This is a genomic window from Metabacillus sp. 22489 (assembly GCF_052044855.1).
GTDB lineage: Bacteria > Bacillota > Bacilli > Bacillales > Bacillaceae > Metabacillus > Metabacillus niabensis.
In genome coordinates this window covers 64,270-81,165 of the sequence record NZ_JBQENT010000022.1, presented here as the reverse complement: position 1 = coordinate 81,165, position 16,896 = coordinate 64,270, and the positions used below count along the sequence as shown (strand labels likewise).

The 16,896-nt window shown below is 40.0% G+C and carries 20 protein-coding genes; 3 read left to right on the top strand and 17 right to left on the bottom strand.

Annotation, left to right across the window (positions count from 1 at the left end):
* Window positions 1-339: 339 nt before the first annotated feature.
* Window positions 340-714 carry a winged helix-turn-helix transcriptional regulator gene (locus ACTJJ9_RS14200; protein WP_145582278.1) on the bottom strand — a complete coding sequence of 125 codons (375 nt, stop codon included), beginning with the start codon at window positions 712-714 and terminating at the stop codon, window positions 340-342.
* A gap of 122 nt (window positions 715-836) precedes the next feature.
* Between ACTJJ9_RS14200 and ACTJJ9_RS14195 the strand changes: the two genes are divergently transcribed.
* The 3 genes from ACTJJ9_RS14195 (at window position 837) to ACTJJ9_RS14185 (ending at window position 2,190) form a co-directional block, all read left to right on the top strand.
* Window positions 837-1,418, top strand: a complete 582-nt coding sequence (locus ACTJJ9_RS14195) for an NAD(P)H-dependent oxidoreductase (RefSeq protein ID WP_145582277.1) — start codon at window positions 837-839, stop codon at window positions 1,416-1,418.
* Window positions 1,419-1,597: 179 nt separating this feature from the next.
* On the top strand, window positions 1,598-1,804 hold the full coding sequence (locus tag ACTJJ9_RS14190; RefSeq protein WP_145582276.1) for a helix-turn-helix transcriptional regulator: 207 nt from the start codon (window positions 1,598-1,600) through the stop codon (window positions 1,802-1,804).
* On the top strand, window positions 1,801-2,190 hold the full coding sequence (locus ACTJJ9_RS14185) for a hypothetical protein (protein ID WP_145582275.1): 390 nt from the start codon (window positions 1,801-1,803) through the stop codon (window positions 2,188-2,190). Before ACTJJ9_RS14190 ends, ACTJJ9_RS14185 begins: the two co-directional genes overlap by 4 nt.
* Before the next feature lie 204 nt (window positions 2,191-2,394).
* Here ACTJJ9_RS14185 and ACTJJ9_RS14180 read toward each other — a convergent pair whose 3' ends face one another.
* From ACTJJ9_RS14180 to ureE, 16 genes are all read right to left on the bottom strand, one after another.
* On the bottom strand, window positions 2,395-3,042 hold the full coding sequence (locus ACTJJ9_RS14180) for a pentapeptide repeat-containing protein (protein WP_145582274.1): 648 nt from the start codon (window positions 3,040-3,042) through the stop codon (window positions 2,395-2,397).
* Window positions 3,043-3,136: 94 nt separating this feature from the next.
* A complete protein-coding gene (locus ACTJJ9_RS14175; protein ID WP_145582273.1) occupies window positions 3,137-4,357 on the bottom strand; it encodes a Ger(x)C family spore germination protein in 1,221 nt (406 codons plus the stop codon).
* Window positions 4,332-5,465: an endospore germination permease gene (locus ACTJJ9_RS14170; protein ID WP_145582272.1), complete on the bottom strand. Its 1,134-nt coding sequence runs from the start codon at window positions 5,463-5,465 to the stop codon at window positions 4,332-4,334. Before ACTJJ9_RS14170 ends, ACTJJ9_RS14175 begins: the two co-directional genes overlap by 26 nt.
* Window positions 5,462-7,084: a spore germination protein gene (locus tag ACTJJ9_RS14165; protein ID WP_145582271.1), complete on the bottom strand. Its 1,623-nt coding sequence runs from the start codon at window positions 7,082-7,084 to the stop codon at window positions 5,462-5,464. The genes ACTJJ9_RS14170 and ACTJJ9_RS14165 overlap by 4 nt, the downstream gene beginning before the upstream one ends.
* A gap of 148 nt (window positions 7,085-7,232) precedes the next feature.
* A complete protein-coding gene (locus ACTJJ9_RS14160) occupies window positions 7,233-7,595 on the bottom strand; it encodes a helix-turn-helix domain-containing protein (protein WP_145582270.1) in 363 nt (120 codons plus the stop codon).
* A gap of 216 nt (window positions 7,596-7,811) precedes the next feature.
* Window positions 7,812-8,081, bottom strand: coding sequence for a 30S ribosomal protein S14 (gene rpsN / locus ACTJJ9_RS14155; protein WP_145582269.1), 270 nt, complete (start codon window positions 8,079-8,081; stop codon window positions 7,812-7,814).
* Window positions 8,082-8,765: 684 nt separating this feature from the next.
* Complete coding sequence (locus ACTJJ9_RS14150) at window positions 8,766-9,365, bottom strand: ATP-binding cassette domain-containing protein (protein WP_145582268.1); 600 nt, start codon at window positions 9,363-9,365, stop codon at window positions 8,766-8,768.
* The gene (locus ACTJJ9_RS14145; protein WP_440768694.1) at window positions 9,355-10,278 is read right to left on the bottom strand and encodes an ABC transporter ATP-binding protein; all 924 of its coding nucleotides are present in this window, start codon (window positions 10,276-10,278) and stop codon (window positions 9,355-9,357) included. Before ACTJJ9_RS14145 ends, ACTJJ9_RS14150 begins: the two co-directional genes overlap by 11 nt.
* An 18-nt stretch (window positions 10,279-10,296) precedes the next feature.
* Window positions 10,297-11,154 (bottom strand): ABC transporter permease, encoded by an 858-nt coding sequence (locus ACTJJ9_RS14140; RefSeq protein WP_145582266.1) that lies wholly within the window; start codon window positions 11,152-11,154, stop codon window positions 10,297-10,299.
* A complete protein-coding gene (locus ACTJJ9_RS14135; RefSeq protein WP_255451907.1) occupies window positions 11,151-12,158 on the bottom strand; it encodes an ABC transporter permease in 1,008 nt (335 codons plus the stop codon). The genes ACTJJ9_RS14140 and ACTJJ9_RS14135 overlap by 4 nt, the downstream gene beginning before the upstream one ends.
* Window positions 12,155-13,765, bottom strand: a complete 1,611-nt coding sequence (locus tag ACTJJ9_RS14130) for an ABC transporter substrate-binding protein (RefSeq protein WP_145582285.1) — start codon at window positions 13,763-13,765, stop codon at window positions 12,155-12,157. The genes ACTJJ9_RS14135 and ACTJJ9_RS14130 overlap by 4 nt, the downstream gene beginning before the upstream one ends.
* A 40-nt stretch (window positions 13,766-13,805) precedes the next feature.
* The gene (gene nikR / locus ACTJJ9_RS14125; RefSeq protein WP_095301438.1) at window positions 13,806-14,225 is read right to left on the bottom strand and encodes a nickel-responsive transcriptional regulator NikR; all 420 of its coding nucleotides are present in this window, start codon (window positions 14,223-14,225) and stop codon (window positions 13,806-13,808) included.
* Window positions 14,226-14,314: 89 nt separating this feature from the next.
* The gene (locus ACTJJ9_RS14120) at window positions 14,315-15,169 is read right to left on the bottom strand and encodes an urease accessory protein UreD (protein WP_145582265.1); all 855 of its coding nucleotides are present in this window, start codon (window positions 15,167-15,169) and stop codon (window positions 14,315-14,317) included.
* Window positions 15,127-15,744, bottom strand: a complete 618-nt coding sequence (gene ureG / locus ACTJJ9_RS14115; protein ID WP_145582264.1) for an urease accessory protein UreG — start codon at window positions 15,742-15,744, stop codon at window positions 15,127-15,129. Before ureG ends, ACTJJ9_RS14120 begins: the two co-directional genes overlap by 43 nt.
* Window positions 15,745-15,766: 22 nt before the next feature.
* A complete protein-coding gene (locus tag ACTJJ9_RS14110; RefSeq protein WP_440768693.1) occupies window positions 15,767-16,465 on the bottom strand; it encodes an urease accessory protein UreF in 699 nt (232 codons plus the stop codon).
* Entirely contained in the window at window positions 16,443-16,892 is a 450-nt protein-coding gene (gene ureE, locus ACTJJ9_RS14105; protein WP_145582263.1) for an urease accessory protein UreE, read from the bottom strand. The genes ACTJJ9_RS14110 and ureE overlap by 23 nt, the downstream gene beginning before the upstream one ends.
* Window positions 16,893-16,896 lie beyond the last annotated feature (4 nt).

The following is a 16,896-nucleotide window of genomic DNA, read 5'->3' as shown; positions in this document are numbered from 1 at the left end:
GACATCCATTGGTGCGTACATACCTAATCTTCCAACTTTTAAAAAATTACCGAAGGTTGGCTAGTTTCTTGCGCTCATTTTTCTCCTAATCTGCTTGATTGGGCTCTTTTCTTACTAACTAAATCTATTAGACTAAACAAGTTATGTAGAAATATTGAGAGAAACTGCGTATTGAAGAGATAAGTGTTTGTTTATTGAGGGAGTTTAGTTTAACAAGTATTGGATTTTTATTATTAATAGAGAGGGATTATGTTGAAGGAAACTACTGATACTAATGAGTTTGATACTACGATAAATGCTGTTAATCTTCTTACAGAAGATGATGCCAGGCAGCCTTCTTTAGTTATTGTTCACTTTAATCGTGACTTCCTTTCTTTTATCCAATTGTTCTTCTCCCCAATAGCAAATTGCATCTAATACAGGAATCAATGATAAACCCTTTTCCGATAAACTATATTCTACTTTTGGAGGCACTTGAGGATATTCTTTTCGATTAATTAGTTGATCACCCTCAAGTTCCTTTAGTGTATTGGTTAATGTTTTAAAAGAAATATTGCCAAGCATCCGTTTCAGCTGGTTATAGCGAATAGGGTTATTGTTTAAATATAAAGCATATAAAACTGTCATTTTGTATTTACCACCAATTAATGACAAAGTATAGCCAAAACCAGTATCCTTCAAATTATCTTTAAATACATAAGATTCCTTTTTCATTCAGTACTCTCCTTTAGTTTAGTATCATACTTAAATTACCGTACTTGTAGAATGTTATAGCATACAATAAGATGAATGTACATCAAAATATGATGCAAATAAGGGAGAAGGGTGAACTAGTAATGAAAACAATTGTCTATGCACATCCATGGGAAGGAAGCTATAATCATGCAATCTTAACTTCTATCACGAAAGACTTAGAAGCTAAGGAAGAAACATTTCAAGTGATCGATCTTTATAAAGATGGGTTTAATCCCGTATTTACAGCAGAAGAATTGGAGCAATTTAATAGAGGAGAAACACCTTACGAATTAGTTAAGGAATATCAAAAAAAATTAAGTCAGGCAACTGAGTTGATTTTTATATTTCCTGTCTGGTGGTGGGACTTACCTGCTATTTTAAAAGGATTTATTGATAAAGTGATGTTGAGTGGCTTCGCTTTCCTAGAGGATAAAACAACAGGTGCTCTGAAAGGGTTATTGACAAATATAGAAAAAACAACTGTGATTTCAACTTCTACAACGGATAAAGATTATATTGAATCTGAAGGAGGAAATGCTATTCAAGGAGTCTTCATTAACCGAACTTTAGCTGACCTGGGAATTAAAAATGAATACACTAAATGGATTCATTTTTCTAGAGTTAACTTAACAACAGATGCGAAGAGGAAACAATTTTTAAGAGAAATAACCCAAGAAATTTAAAGTAGAATGAACTGAAAAGACGATGTAACTTATTGCACTAAAGGGGCAGGATAGTGAAGTAAGATACATTTTTATAAGATGGTTTGGGTGTAAAAAGTATTTGACACCTAAACCATCTTATTTTATATTCTGTATGTAAAAACTTTTTTACACCTATCTTATTATGAAAGTGGAATCTAATGAAAAATCAAATCAAGGAGTATCGAGAGAGAAAAAACATTTCGCAAGGGAAATTGGCAGAATTATGTAATGTTAGTAGACAGACGATTAATGCCATAGAAAACAATAAATATGACCCAAGTTTACAATTAGCTTTTGATATTGCAAAAAGTTTAGAAGTTAGGGTTGATATATTGTTTTTAAATGAACGGGAGGAAGAAGAATGAGCACTCGAAAAATTGGTTCAATAATATTTGGTATAGCTACGCTGATAGTGGTTGGCTTTACGATATATAAGGTTATTTCTGGAAAAGATGTTGGTTTTAATGAAGTTATTACTATTGGAGCTTTGTTGATGATGTTTTTTTCTACCATCACTTGGGGAACAAAGGAAGAGAAAGATGGAATATTGCAGGAGGAAGAACTCGGACAAAAAATTACAGAGAAAAGTTCGAAAGTTAGTTATTTTCTTTTGACATTTTTTATCTTTGGAGCAGTAGTTGCTGACAAATTTATAAACGAAACAATTAATGTCTTTTTATTGCTATTATTAGGACTATCAATGATAACTTTACCTTTTATTGAGTTTTTAGTTGCAAAAAAATATCAGTAATATGAATAACTTTTTTCACTAACGAGTGCTTTAATTGAACAAGTATATATAGAGATTTATGGACTTCCAAAATAATAGAAGTCCAATTTTATTTATAGAATCAACGTTAAACTCTAAGAGTTCCTTTAATCGCCAAAAACAAATTTCCTTTCTCTTTTTTTCACAGAAGTAATCTTTTTCATCCACTTCGCCTGTTATTCACAATCAACTCTTAATGTTCAACCCTAACATCGCTGCAAAGCCAAGCGCCTGATCCTGTGAGACCGTACAGCCCTTTAAATCCTCTAATGATACGGTTAATTGCTCAAACGTTGAGCTGCTTATATCGATTCCCTTTAAAGACGTTTCACCAAAATTCACTTCATTTAAGTCACAATGCTCAAAAAGCACCTTTGCAAGTCGACATTCGTAAAAGTCAGCTGATCGGAGTGGGCTATGATCGAATTTGACCTGCTTCATACTTGCGTAACCAAGAGAGCTTAAGTTTAAATTACAGTTTTCAAACAAGACATTTTCCAGACTAGCCTCGGAAAAATTTGTTCCTAGTAATTTCGTGTTTTTAAATTCCACTCGATGGATAATCGCCCCGATTAAATCCGCATTTGATAAATCACAATCCTCAAAGACGACATCGAGTAATTCAAGGCGATGAAAGGATACATCACTAAATGTTACATTTTTAAAAACGATTTGTGACAGCTCCGCCCTTTCAATCCGTTCTCTTTCAATGACACAGTTTGAGATGAGACAATCTGTTAAGTACGGTTCTTCTCTCTCATGAATTTCCTGAAAGTTCATTTCTGGTAAATTTCCTGGAATTTTTGGCTGTTCTATTTTCCACTTTTTCGCCATGTTTTCACCTATATTCTTTTAGTACTTTCATTACGTCTTTTTAAGAATAACATGTTACGTGAAAATCATCCTATACAAAAAGACTTCCTAGAGTTTAGGAAGCCTTCATTCCAACACGGTCGATCTTCACTTTTGCGGAAACCTCCACTTTCAAATCCTTGTATATCTCCTTCCACTTATCAGTTGTTTTTATGTTTTCATCCCAATAGGTGGATAAATCTCCTCTGACATATTCGCCAAAACCAAGTATATCTGACTTTTTTTCCTGAGTTTCTTTAATGAGTGCGACATATTCCTTTTTAAATAGTTCCCCTGCGATTGTTTCGATTTTCCTTATCGTTTGATGATCATCCAATTTTATCTTATTTGTATTCTTTTCGCGAATAACTCCTGTAACCTCTACATTCACCTTGAATACTGGCTTCCCATTTTTAAGCTTTGTCTCGTAATCTGCCTTTCGCTTCGTCGATTGGAACATGACCGATTTCTCTTCATCAAGTTTAACGATCGCAACAGAACCACCTGGATTTTTACCAGTCAGCCCATTAAAATAAGCAATTTGATATGGCTTCGTTTTTCCTACCATTTTCGAATTCCTAAAGTAGGCTATCCCACTTATTTCGATATTTTCCTTCCCCTTAACTGTAATAAATGGTAGAAAGGCATCCTGGCCTTTGTTTGATAAATCAACCCAAAATCCGCCTAAATCATCATCTGGAAATTTCCCCATTTTAACTGCTTCTTCAAAAACGGTTGATAAATAAATCGCTGGAATTCGTTCAAGCTTAGGAGCTGCCTTCATCGTCTTTGCTGCATCCTTTTCATTCACAGCCATCCATGCGGTTCGTCTTATTTCGGGTCTTCTGCGCAAATATTCATTAATATGCTCAACCCCTTTTTTCGCGACATCCTCAGAAAGAATAATCACCTGTAATTGGCCAAAGAAGACTTGAAATGCCAGCTGCTGCTGAAGCGCCTGCATCGCATCATCAATCGTATTGCCAATTCCTTCGACGATCCATACTTTATCCTGTGAGGAGCTCCCACTATCTCCTTGGGATGGCCCTAGAGGAATTTGTCCTGGTACTGCAAGCTGTGCGGTTACTTTTATTTTCCCTAAATTCGAGGTTGGCATCTCTTCATGATCAGGATGTGTAATGGCTGGAGACTCTTCATCCTCCTCAGCTAAATCAATCGCAAGTCCTAATATTGTTGCCCTTTCTTCAATTTCCTTGCGATCCCAGCATCCTGCTAAAAGGACGAAAACAGATAGAATGAGAACCCATTTGCTACTTTGTCGCATCGGACCTTTCACAAGCTTTCCCCTCCTTTCCTCTTATAATGGCAATCAATAAAAGAACAAGTGGGTAGCCTGTCGTTATCAATACACTCCAAACTCCGACATGACTCATGATTTGCGATAAATGAAGGGCATTTCTTGGGTAAAAGGCAAGGGCATAGAGAAGCGGAAGAGCGAGATACGATAGCACACGATGGCTTCTTAATCGAAATAATTGACTAGCAAATTCTATACAAATCAAATAGCCTGATAGCAAAGTCGTAAAGGCAGATATAATCCAAACCATGAGAAAAAGAATATCGAGTCTCTCTAAAATTGAGCTTGGAAGCTCTGACATTCTTGTTAACACAAGCATTGGCCACATTGATTTTTTTAATTCCTCTGCACCGAATACGGCTAAAGTAATCCCTGTCGCAAGAAAAAACATAATAGCTGCAACAAAGGAACCTGACAATGCGCCTTTCACAATTCGTTTCGGTTCAACCATATGTGGGGCAATGACAAAAATAATAAACAACGTAATCGGAATAAACGGCAGACCTGCTATCGAAATTGCTCCACCTACAAAATCGGCAAGCGTTGTTTCATTCCCTAAAAAAGGCTTCAAGTGACGCCAATCAATATCTTTAAAGGCAATGATTGCGATGGAAACAATAGGGATGACGATAAATGGCAGGTAATAGGTATGAAAATACGATATGGTTGTGATGTTATTTCTAGTTGTGATCGCAATTAAGACAAGCATCGATAATATCGTCACCGAGATTGGCGTCTCCTGCATCAAGGATGTACTCAATACCTCGCCAAATTCTCTTAACACAATCGATGTGGTAAAGAGAAAAAAACAAATCATCATAAATGCTGCAATTTTTCCAAATCGTTTTCCGATAATCGTTTGACTATAGGCTAGAAAGGATTCTTTCGGGAATCGCTTTGCTAAAGTGGAACAAATCCAGACGCTAGTGATAAAAAGTATGACGGCAAGTAATGTCACAAATAAGGCACCAGAACCAGCCTTCTCACTCGCAATCCGCGGCAAAGCTAGCAGGCTCACCCCTATTGAACTGTTAATCATAATAGCCGCTGCCTGGAAAACACTAATTCGTCTAGGTTCATTCATCATTTTTTCTTGTTCCCACCTTCGCTATTGACATGTTCATCTGCCAAAGGATTTGTTGGCCCAAGGTCATTTGGTCGAATTCTTCTTTTATTTACAGGATGTAATTCCTTAGGACGATCCAATAGCCAATTTAACGGCGCGCGAATAACCGTATCCTTCAGACCCTCGAAGTTAAGAGGTGCCATCGGACTAAAATACGGAACACCGAACGACTTTAATGACAACACATGATTATTGACTAATAATAGTCCAAGCACTAGACCATAAAATCCTAATAATCCTGTCATAATCAAAAGCGGAAACCGCATCATCCGAAAGCCAATCGCCATGTTATACGCCGGAGTTGCAAAGGAGCCGATTGTCGTTAACGCAATGACAACAACTGTAATTGGGCTTACAAAGCCTGCCTCAACCGCAGCCTGCCCGATAACAAGCACCCCGACAATAGATAATGCTCCCCCCACCTGCTTTGGCATCCGAACCGTTGCCTCACGCAATATTTCCATTGCTGCTTCCATAAGAAATACCTCAACAACTGCTGGAAAGGGTACCCCTGCTCTTCCACTAGTAATCGCTACCGCAAACGCTGTCGGGATCAGCTCGGGATGGTAGGAAAGGATCGCCACATATAGTGAAGGCATAATAAGAGAAAATAATAACGCAACAACGCGAACGATTCGAACCGCACTAACCATAATGAACCGTTCATTATAATCCTCACTTGTTTGATAGAACTGAGCAAAGGTGGCAGGAACAATCAAAACAAATGGGGAGCCATCAACTAAAATACAAACTCTCCCTTCAAGTAAATTCCCAACCGTCACATCTGGCCGTTCTGTACTCTTCACTTGAGGAAACGGGGAGCGTGGATTATCCTGGATAAACTGCTCAATATACCCTGCATCTAGAATCCGGTCAACGTTTATATTGTTTAGCCTCTTTTCAACATCTGCTACTAAAGCTTGATTAACAACTCCATCAATGTAACAAATGACAACATTTGTCTGTGTCATCGTCCCAATTTTTAATGATTTCACCCTTAAATCAGGAATCGGAATACGTGCGCGAATAAGCGCTGTATTACTTTGTAAATTTTCAATAAATCCTTCTCTAGACCCGCGAATAACCTGTTCAGTGTCTGGCTGAGAAATACTCCGCTTATCTGTCTTATACGTATTAATTAAAAAGACATCATTAAGCTCTTTTAAAATTAACACTGTGTTCCCACGAATTAACCCCTCAACAACCTTCGTAAGCTCTGTTTCTGTTTTCACATCTGCATGAAATAATAATTTTTTCAATACATAGTCTTTTAATGGTTCGTTACCTTGTTGACATGCCTTCGACTCTGCAAGAGGCTTCATCACCTCTTTACTAATGGCATCCTTATCTGTAATGCTATTCAAATAAAGAACTGTTGCAGGTATATGTTCTAAGGCAATCATTTCTCGTTTCACAAAATCATGATCCTCACCAAAGATATTCTCGATCTTCTGGAGAGCGTCTCCATCTTGTACGCTCGTGCTCAGATGTTTCAAATCATCCATTACCTGACTTGAAGGCTTTGGAAGCTGAGAGGTGATCTGCTTTTTCTTTTTGAATATTCCCTTTAAAAAAGCCATTACCTGTCTCCTCCTTATCCCCTAATCACCTTGAAGCTCCTCGTCATCGTTCACTTAAAGCGAACTATGCTGTTAGTATGGCAGTTTCTCACATTACCATTCATAAAGATTTGCATAAAAAAAAGGATTCCCCTAAGGCATCCCTTGTTTATGATATTTGATTATCATCTGCTACCTGCTGCTGACTCGCTCTATCTAATACACTTTCAAGCAATACAAGCACATCATCGGGAATCTCAAGCCCATCCCACTGAAGACCTCTTTTCAAGCAAACCTCTTTTAATCTCATTTGCATAAACTCTACTGTACTACGTTCATTCGATAACCCGAGAATATAGTCTACTGAGACACCGTATAATTTAGAAAGGCTTTTTAATTTTTCGAGAGGTGGCTGACGGTAACGAGATTCATATGAGGCATAGCTAGACTTTTTTATTCCGATTTTTCGTCCGACCTCTTCCATTGTATAACCATGCTTTAGCCTTAACTCCTTTAATCTGTTGGCATACATGCTTCACACCTGCCTTTCATATCAATTGGATCGAGAGTTCATTTTCACCAACAGCACCATACCCTTTTACAAACACATTGGTATTTTGCAAGCTTGCCTCCAAAGTAAAGTTTACGTTTAGTATAGTCAGATGATACATGGCACAATCAAAATTTGAAATTTTTTACAAAAATAAAAAAACTGATGCCCACATGTACTGAACATCAGTCCTACATCTTACCAGCTAGATTTTTTCACCCCTGGAATCTGGCCTTTATGAGCAAGCTCACGAAAGGCAATTCGCGACATGCCAAATTTTCGTAAATACCCTCTTGGTCTTCCTGTTAATTCACAACGATTGTGTAAACGCGTTGGTGAGGAATCCCGCGGTAATTTTCGAAGAGCTTCATAATCACCCTTCGCCTTTAACTCTTTTCGTATGCTCGCGTACTTTTCGACTATTTCCTGACGCTGCTTAGCCTTTGCAACCTTTGATTTTTTTGCCAATTAAAACCTTCCTTTCAGCTTTTTGGGGAAAGAATGTTATTCTGTTCAATAGTTAGTTACCCATTAGCTATTTGATTATAAATCGTAAAGATTACGATTTATAACATAATTTATCATCTATTAGAGAAAAACACAAGGATATAACATGGTGAATATGCAGAGCCATTCTATTATTAAGGGGAGATTCGCTTCTTTATTATTTGGGGGATAAAATTCAAACAATAGCAATAGAACATTCATGATAAAATTAAAACAAGAAAAATGTTCCATTATAGACCAGTATTCTAATAAAGATAAAATAGAGAGGTAATTTTGTGAAAAATGTTTCTAAATTTCAAATATATAATGGTTTCTTTATAGTTATTATTGCTTTCCTCCAAGTGTATAACAATTGGGGGAAAAACAATGGGTTAACTTATTTCTTTTTAATAGGAGGAGTTGTAGTATTAATTCTTAGCATCATTTCTCTATATAAATCCTCGAAAAATAAGGATAATACAATAGATAAATGAAAGTTAACTCAATAACTGAGGGGCTGTATTGTCTCTAGAATAGCAAGCTCAGAGTAATACACTCTGAGCATTTTCATGTGAGATTTGCTGTTTGATTTAAAACCTGTGAGTTCAAATGTGATTCAGTTTTTTATATTCCTCTTTCTTCACAATAACTCAACTATTAGAATAATTACCCCTTCATTTCAACGACTCTATCACAAAGTCTTTGAATTAATGGCTGTTCATGACTAACAACGAGAATCCCCATTTTTCTTTCCCTGGCAATATTTTGCAAAGCATGCCAAATTTGTGCTTGGGTAATCGCATCAAGCATTGCGGTCATTTCATCTGCAATTAAATACCGAGTCCCCGGTGCTAATGCTCTTGCGACACAAAATCGTTGAAGCTCTCCTCCTGATAGTTCATTCGGGCGGCGAGTTAACCATTCCTGCTGGATTCCTAGTAAATCGAGGAGCTCCTTATCTGGCGTCCATCCTTCAGTAACGATCCTTTTCATCGTCCATCGCGGATTAACTGCCTTTTCCGGATGCTGAAAAACTAATTGAACAGGGTTATAACTATTCCTTGGTAAAGGCTGATCGTCGATAGAAATTTCTCCTTCGACTGCCTGCTCATACCCTGCAATAATTTTGCAAAACGTCGTTTTCCCACAGCCACTTGGTCCGGTAAGACCAACGATTTCCCCGGGATTGATGACGAGATTCATCGCTTGGAACAGCCATGGTCCTGATCGATATCTGAAGCTGATGTTCGTTGCATTAAGTTGCATGAAAGCACCTCACCATTCCATTTCGTACTGTTTGATTTGTTGGTTGTTCGTGCCTACATTGTGAGGTAGCAGATTTACAGCGTGGCGCAAACAAACAGCCAGGTGGAAGCTCACTTGGATGTGGCTGAGCACCTGGAATCGGAATAAACTCATTTTGCGGCAACGCCCTCCATAGCGCTTTACTATAAGGGTGGCGGAGCCTTTCCCCTTTACCCGTAAAATCAGCAGCAGGTGCTACCTCAACCGTTGTTCCTGCATAAAATACCGCGATTTTATCGGCAATTTTTAAGGCAGCTTCAATATCATGGGTAATAAGCAAAATAGCAGATCCGTTGTCAGCAAGCTCGCGAAGATTTGCTAAAGCCTCCTCGATGACAGCCGAATCAAGTCCTGGTGTAGGCTCATCGGCAATGATAAGCTCTGCCTCACTTACGACAGCGGTCGCCAAAAGGGCTCGGCGCGCCATTCCTCCTGAAAGCTGAAACGGGTAGAGCTTTTCTGTTTTCTCAGGTAGACGGTAGCGTTCAAACACCTTTTTCTGTAAAAACGCTGCTTTATGACTTTTCGCTGACTGCCGAACTTGTTTTCCGATTTTCATCAGTGGGTCCAAAAAATGAACTGATTGCGGAACGAGAGACATTTCCTTCCCCCGCAACATTCCCTGTCGTTTTGCCGTCAACGGTTCGCCTTTATACGTTATCGTGCCACTGACATTCGCATGATTTGGGAGAATCCCTAATAGCGCATGTGCTAGCAGGCTTTTTCCAGATCCGCTCGCCCCAACAACGGCAACAATTTCTCCAGCCTCAATGGAGACATTCAAGTTCGAGATCACCTGATGGTTCACCTGTTTAAATCGAGACGTATATCGCTTAAAGGAAATTGATAGATTTTCTACTTCAAGAATAGCCATATGTTCACTCCTTCCCTTCTAATCTAGCGATCCATTCGGTTCTATGAAGCTACGAAGCTTTGCCCCAATTCGATCAAAAATCCGCACGATGAATAGCAAGCAAAGCCCTGGGAAAAACGCCAGCCACCAAGCACCTGAAGATAAATATTTCATCGATTCGGAAAGGATAATCCCGATTGCCGGCTCATGCGGTGAAATGCCAAAGCCTAAAAATGTTACAGCTGCCTCATGTAAAATCGCATGGGGGAATAGGAGAATAAAGCCGATTAAAATTTGTGGGGCTATATTTGGCAGCACATGATGAACAATCATCCACGCTTTTTTCTTCCCCATTTGCTTCGATATGTGTACATAATCTGAGGAACGAATTTGCATCACCTCTGCTCTTATCACCCGCGCCAAGCTTGGCCAATGGGTAACTGCGATACCGATGGCGATGCCGTGAAATCCCCCGCCAATTGTAAAGGCAATAAGAATGAGGGTAACAAGATGTGGAACACTGAGAAAAACATCGATTAGCCATGAGATCATTCTATCAGCCCATTTCCCTAGCATTGCCGCACAAACTCCGAGCAATGTCGCGATCGCCGTGCTCCCTGCTGCACCAATCACCCCGACCCCGATACTTATAAAAAGACCCTTCAACGTTCTCGCAAACATATCTCTCCCTAACCAATCTGTCCCAAATAGATGGTCAAATGATGGCGGGGCATTTCTTATACTAAGATCTGTTGTAATCGTCTTTTCATCTAGTAAAAGGCCAGTCATAAAAACTGTAACTAAGATAACTACCCCTAGCAGCATTGTCACAGCTGCCCTCTGTCTTCCATTTATCGCTAGACTTTTAGATTTATATCCTCTTAAAATTTGACTCATAGCTGCCTCACCTCACGCATTCTCGGATCTAATAGAAAGTAAATCAAATCAGCTAGTACATTTCCGACAAATACGAATAAGGAGCTAAAAATAACAAGACCTAGCAATAACGGAACATCACCATTTAAGCCAGATTCGACCATCGCTTGCCCTAGTCCTGGATAAGAAAAAATTTGCTCCGCTAAAATGGCTCCTCCAAACAATTCGCTAAATGCCGCCAATTGAAGAGTAATCGCAGGGAGAGCGATATTTCGCAGGCCATGCCGCCAAAACAGCAAAAACCCTCGCTCCCCTCTTGCTTTTGCAAAGACGATGTATTCACTTGAAAGAACATCAATTAATTTCTCACGCGTATGCAAAGCGACATTTGCCACACCTACAATGCTTAGTGTTAAAGCAGGAAGGAAAAGATGCTGTAATCGCTCAAGAAAGGTCACATCCTCTGCAAGAACGCCAGCAGGTACTCCAAGACCAATCGGAAACCAGCCTAATATGACAGCAAATAGGATAAGGAGCAACAGGCCAAGCCAAAATGTCGGGGTTGAGGCAAGCGTATAGCAGTATCCAGTAATGAGCCGATCGATCCAGCTATCCTTTTTCATTGCCGAAACGACTCCCATTGAAAAGCCAATTAGTCCTGATAAGAGCCAAGCTGTCAGCATGAGGACGAAGGAATGGAAAAATCGCTCCGCAATAATTTGTGAAACAGGCTGGCGGTAAATCATCGATGTCCCAAGGTCACCAGCTATTAATGCTGAAAGCCATTGATAAAATTGGACGAGGATCGGCTGATCAAGTCCCCAGTACGCAGCAATTGCCTCTCGCTGTTCAGGCCCAACCTTTAATAGATCAGCCCCGATATAGGCTTGAATCGGGTCAATAGGTGAATTTTTCACTAACAGAAATGAGATAAAGCAAACGGCAAGCAATAATGTCACCATTCTGATGATTTTAGCGAAAACAAACAAGCCGAGCCTTTTCCCAACGTTTCTTTGCAAGCTCATTCCGTCCATTTCCATTCAACGAGATTATCGGTAATTGGCCAGCCATGCTCATGTGGCTCGATTTTTTGTTCACCAATATCAAGCTTTTCATCCACTAAATATAAATGATCGATATTGACTAACCAAGCAAATGGTGCATCACCTTTCGCACTTAAACCTGTTTTCCCGTCCCATTGTGCTTTTTTCCATAGCTCGATTGCCGCCTCCTCACTCTGTGCATGAAGGGCTTCATCCATGTAACGGTCAACGGTGTCATTTTTATAAAAGCCTGTATTAAAGTAATCCTTGCCAGCGTTTTTGCTGCTGTAAATATTGTATAATTCATGTGGGTCATGGCTTCCCCACCCCATTAACACGGCATTTGCATACATTTCCTTCTCAATCATTTCCCAGCTTTTCCCCTCAATGTTTATCTTGATGCCGATTTCCTTCATCATGTCTGCAACAACAAGGGATAAAGATTGTCTTATGACATCATCTGCCGGATATAATAAGGTGAATTCAGCCTTAACTCCGTCCTTTTCGACAATTCCATCACCGTTTTGATCCGACCAGCCTGCATCGTGTAAAAGCTTTTTCGCGTTTTCAACATCGCCATCCTTAAACGCTGTTTCCGGATTCCACCATGGCAAGCCATCAACCGCTGAGAACGCAGGTGAGCCGTATCCTTCCAATACGCCATTAATTAATTCCTCTCGATTTGTCGCAAGGTTGATCGCCTTACGGATCGCTGGATCAGCCGTTACATCGTTGCCTATTGGTAATCCATCCTCAGTAACCTCACCTGACTTTACAGTTGGAAAGGCTATCCCTCTATTATCAACCGTTTCGATTGCTTCAAGACGCATCCCTGATACCTCTTTTTTACTAAAGGCAGCTGGGATCGAAGCGACATCAACTTCACCAGTTTGTGCTGCGGCAAAGGCTGCATCCTCATTTAAAAATAAGAAGGTTACCTTTTGAAAATATGGCTTTTTGTCATAATAATTCGGATTCGCCTCAACGATGAGCTGCTGTCCTTTATCCCATTGCACAAAGCGATAAGGACCAGAGCCAACTGGATGCTCGGCATAATCCTCTCCATACGCATGCTTCGGGACAATCCCTGTTGCAATTAACGAATTGACAAAGGTAGACTGTGCTTGCTTCAACGTAAATCTGACTGTCGTTCGATTAACAGCCTCGACACTCTGCAACATTTGAAAATCTAACACAGAGCCATTTGTTGCAGCTGTTTCAAATGTAAATTTCACATCCTCTGCTGTTAATGGCTTCCCATCGGAAAAGGTGACATCCTCTCTTAACGTAATAGTCCACACCTTTCCGTCGTCACTGACAGTGTAGCCAGTGGCAAGGTCATTCACAATGTCCAACTTGGCATCTCTTTTTAACAATGTGCTTTGAAAGAGCGGTGAACCGTACCGTCCCCAGCCTGTCGTCGGATCAAAGCCATTTTCAGGCTCACTGCCAACCGCAAGAACGAGCTCATCCTTTCTAGCTTCACCACTTTTTTCTGCAGATTGCATCGTTTCCGTCTTCCCACAGCCTGCTAGTACCACGAAAAAAACGAGAGCCGTACATAACAAGAAACAAAGCTTTCGATTCATCATTTCTTCTTCCATCCTTTTTCGTCTTAGATTTCAAGACTTAAATTTGTTCGACTGGCGCAAGGGTAAACTTTCCGTAATCGACACCCTTTAAGCTCGTAAGCTGATTGCTTAACAGCTCGATGTCATCTGCTTTTCCCTTTACAACGATAATCTCTAAACAGCTTGCATGGTCTAAATGAAAATGCATTGTCGCAAGAATGAGATGATGCATGTGATGCTGGATCGCCGTCATTTCTTCAAGCAAATGCCGTTGATGATGGTTATAAAACAATAGGAGGCTTCCTGCGACAAGCTGTTCATCATCCTCCCATGATTGCTGAAGCAGCGCATCGCGAACTAAGTCACGGACTGCCTCTGAACGATTTTCATAGCCTCGCTTTTTCACTAAATGATCAAATTTCCTAAGCAGGCTGCCCTCCATTGAAACGCCAAATCTCTTTAACATTGAATCTTCCATCTTAACCACCACTATGAATTTATTCGTAACACATTTTTAACTATTCGTAGCACGATATGGCAATATGAATGGCTAGACGTGCCTGTAAGCTATCCCTTACGCCACTCTAGCGCTTCTCCTTGCTTCAGTTCCTTCATTATGAAACTCTCACATTCTGAAAATATCCTTTCAATCATCGGGGTGCTATTTGCTAAAACTCTTAGCGACATTCCCTTTATACTTAATGAGCTAATCCCGATTCGGCTTTCCTTTGCATAGCTTGCTAGCTTTGTTCGAAGCTCATCAATAAAGCCTTCTGTCACGCCTGGATGAATAAAAAACAATGTCCCAATATGTGTATAGCCTTCAAGGTACATAAGCTTTTCCAGCTGTCCATTTGGCTGTAATAGCAAATGGTCATAAGCTTGAAGTGTGCCGTCAACGAAGATTTTCATTTTCGAAGCCACCTTTTTATAGGTGAACAGCTCTCCATCATCAGACCAGCCTGGCGTAATCATGTCGGTATAATAAAATACAGCTAATGAGCTCATATGCACATTTGTTTGCTGGGTAAAATTTGCATCCTTATAGAGAATAAGTGAATCCTGTTTCACATAGAGCTCACTGTTCGGCTCTAAAACAAAATCCATCGTTTGCTTCACACCAAAGTGTGGTGATTTATAAACCTTTGTAGATGCCTGTGTCGTAAGCGCTAGCCTAGAGGAATCGGAAACGACAACCTCTGTTTTATATGAATCACCATCAACATAGCCGCCCCCAACATGAATCAGTGTTAGCAATGGCAGATTATCCTGTAAAAACGTTGGTCTCGTAATTTTTAGAACCCCATCAAAAAGGCTATTCGTCACAACGGAGCGGTCTCTTTTTTTCCCAATTTTCACTTGAAGAAAGCCAGTATATGTCATGCGTCTAATCCGACCAGGAATGCCTCTCTTCGAATCCATTCAACAATGTCAGCGACACCTGTTCCATCCTTTAAATTTGAGAAAATAAATGGCTTATCTCCTCGCGTTATAAGTGTATCCTCTCGCATCACCTCAAGGTTTGCCCCGACATATGGTGCAAGATCAATTTTATTAATGATGAACAAATCAGACTTAATCATCCCTTGGCCACCCTTTCTCGGGATTTTCTCCCCTTGGGCAACATCGATAATATAAATCGAGAAGTCGACTAATTCTGGAGAGAACGTAGCAGCCAGGTTATCCCCACCGCTTTCAACAAAAATTAAATCAAGATTAGGGTGTCTGTCATTTAATTCCTCAATCGCGGCAAAATTCATTGAAGCATCCTCGCGAATCGCTGTATGCGGACAGCCACCAGTTTCTACTCCGATAATTCGGTCCTCTGGCAATGCCCCATTACGAATGAGAAATTGTGCATCCTCCTTCGTATAAATATCATTTGTAATAACCGCAAGCTCTAAATCCTTCATAAGCTCACGGGTTAATTTATCAACAAGCAATGTCTTTCCTGCACCAACAGGTCCACCAATTCCAATTCTAATAGGCTCTCCCATTTCATCTCATCCTTTCGAATTTTTATGACATAAATAACCGTACGGAAAGCTGTTCATGAATCATTTGTGCAATTTCTAAGCCTGGGGTAGCTGCACCAAATTCGTCTTCACTTGTCACAATGATAGTAGAGACGAGCTCCTGCAAAAACGGTTGAAGCTCACGTAATATTTTTTGTCCATCCGTTTGACCAAGCGGAATTCCTCGTACCCCGTTTTGGATAAGCGATGTTGCCGTTGTAAACAGATATGTTGATAACGTTGTCGGCAAATCGATTTTCAATGCTTCACACACAATCGCAAAAACAATGGAGCTATGTCCGTGTAGCACCTTCGCTTTTAGCTTTGCTTCATACGTTTGCAGCAGGTTAATACTATAAAGCTCATTCATCACCTTTGTTAGCTGCCGGCCAATTCGTTTATTGCCTTCCCGTGTTTCCTTCGCATTCGTTAGCGCAAAAAGCTCCTCATCGATGCGCCAAATGGCTTCAAGGTCTTTCTCTTGAATCGCCTCATATGCTAGCCTGCAAGCGAGTCCGTCAGTATAAACACATTGAGTGGATAAGTATTGCTTCATCGCAAATAGAAAGGTTTCCTTATTGGTGATTTTCTCCTCCTGAATATACGTTTCCAGTCCGAATGAATGGGAAAAAGCACCTGAAGGGAAATTCGAATCACAAATTTGCAGAAGATGAAACAGCTTATTCGTCATGTGAATGGCCAATATGCTTAAACGCTTCCTTCATTTTCCGCTTCTCCCTTACAAACGGAACAGCAAGCTCGTTCAGCAATCTTTCCACTAAATAGTCATACTGAACAATCATTTCATTCTGTTCAAATTGTGCTGGCAAATGGCGATTTCCAAGCTGGTGAGCGATTTCCCCCATTTGCTGCACCGATGTCGGCTGAATGACAAGAACATCATCCTCGATGACGCTTATGACAATCGAATTTTTTTCATCTTGATATAAAATATCGCCATCCTTTAATTCCTTCCCACCCTTAAGACGAATGCCAAGCTCTTTGCCATGGTCTGTTTTGACACGTTGAATTTTTTTCACTAAATCATCGCTTCGTAAATACACACGTTCAACATGGTGTGGCGCCTTCTCGAGCTCTTTCACATTGCCAATTACCTTTTCAATAATCATCTTC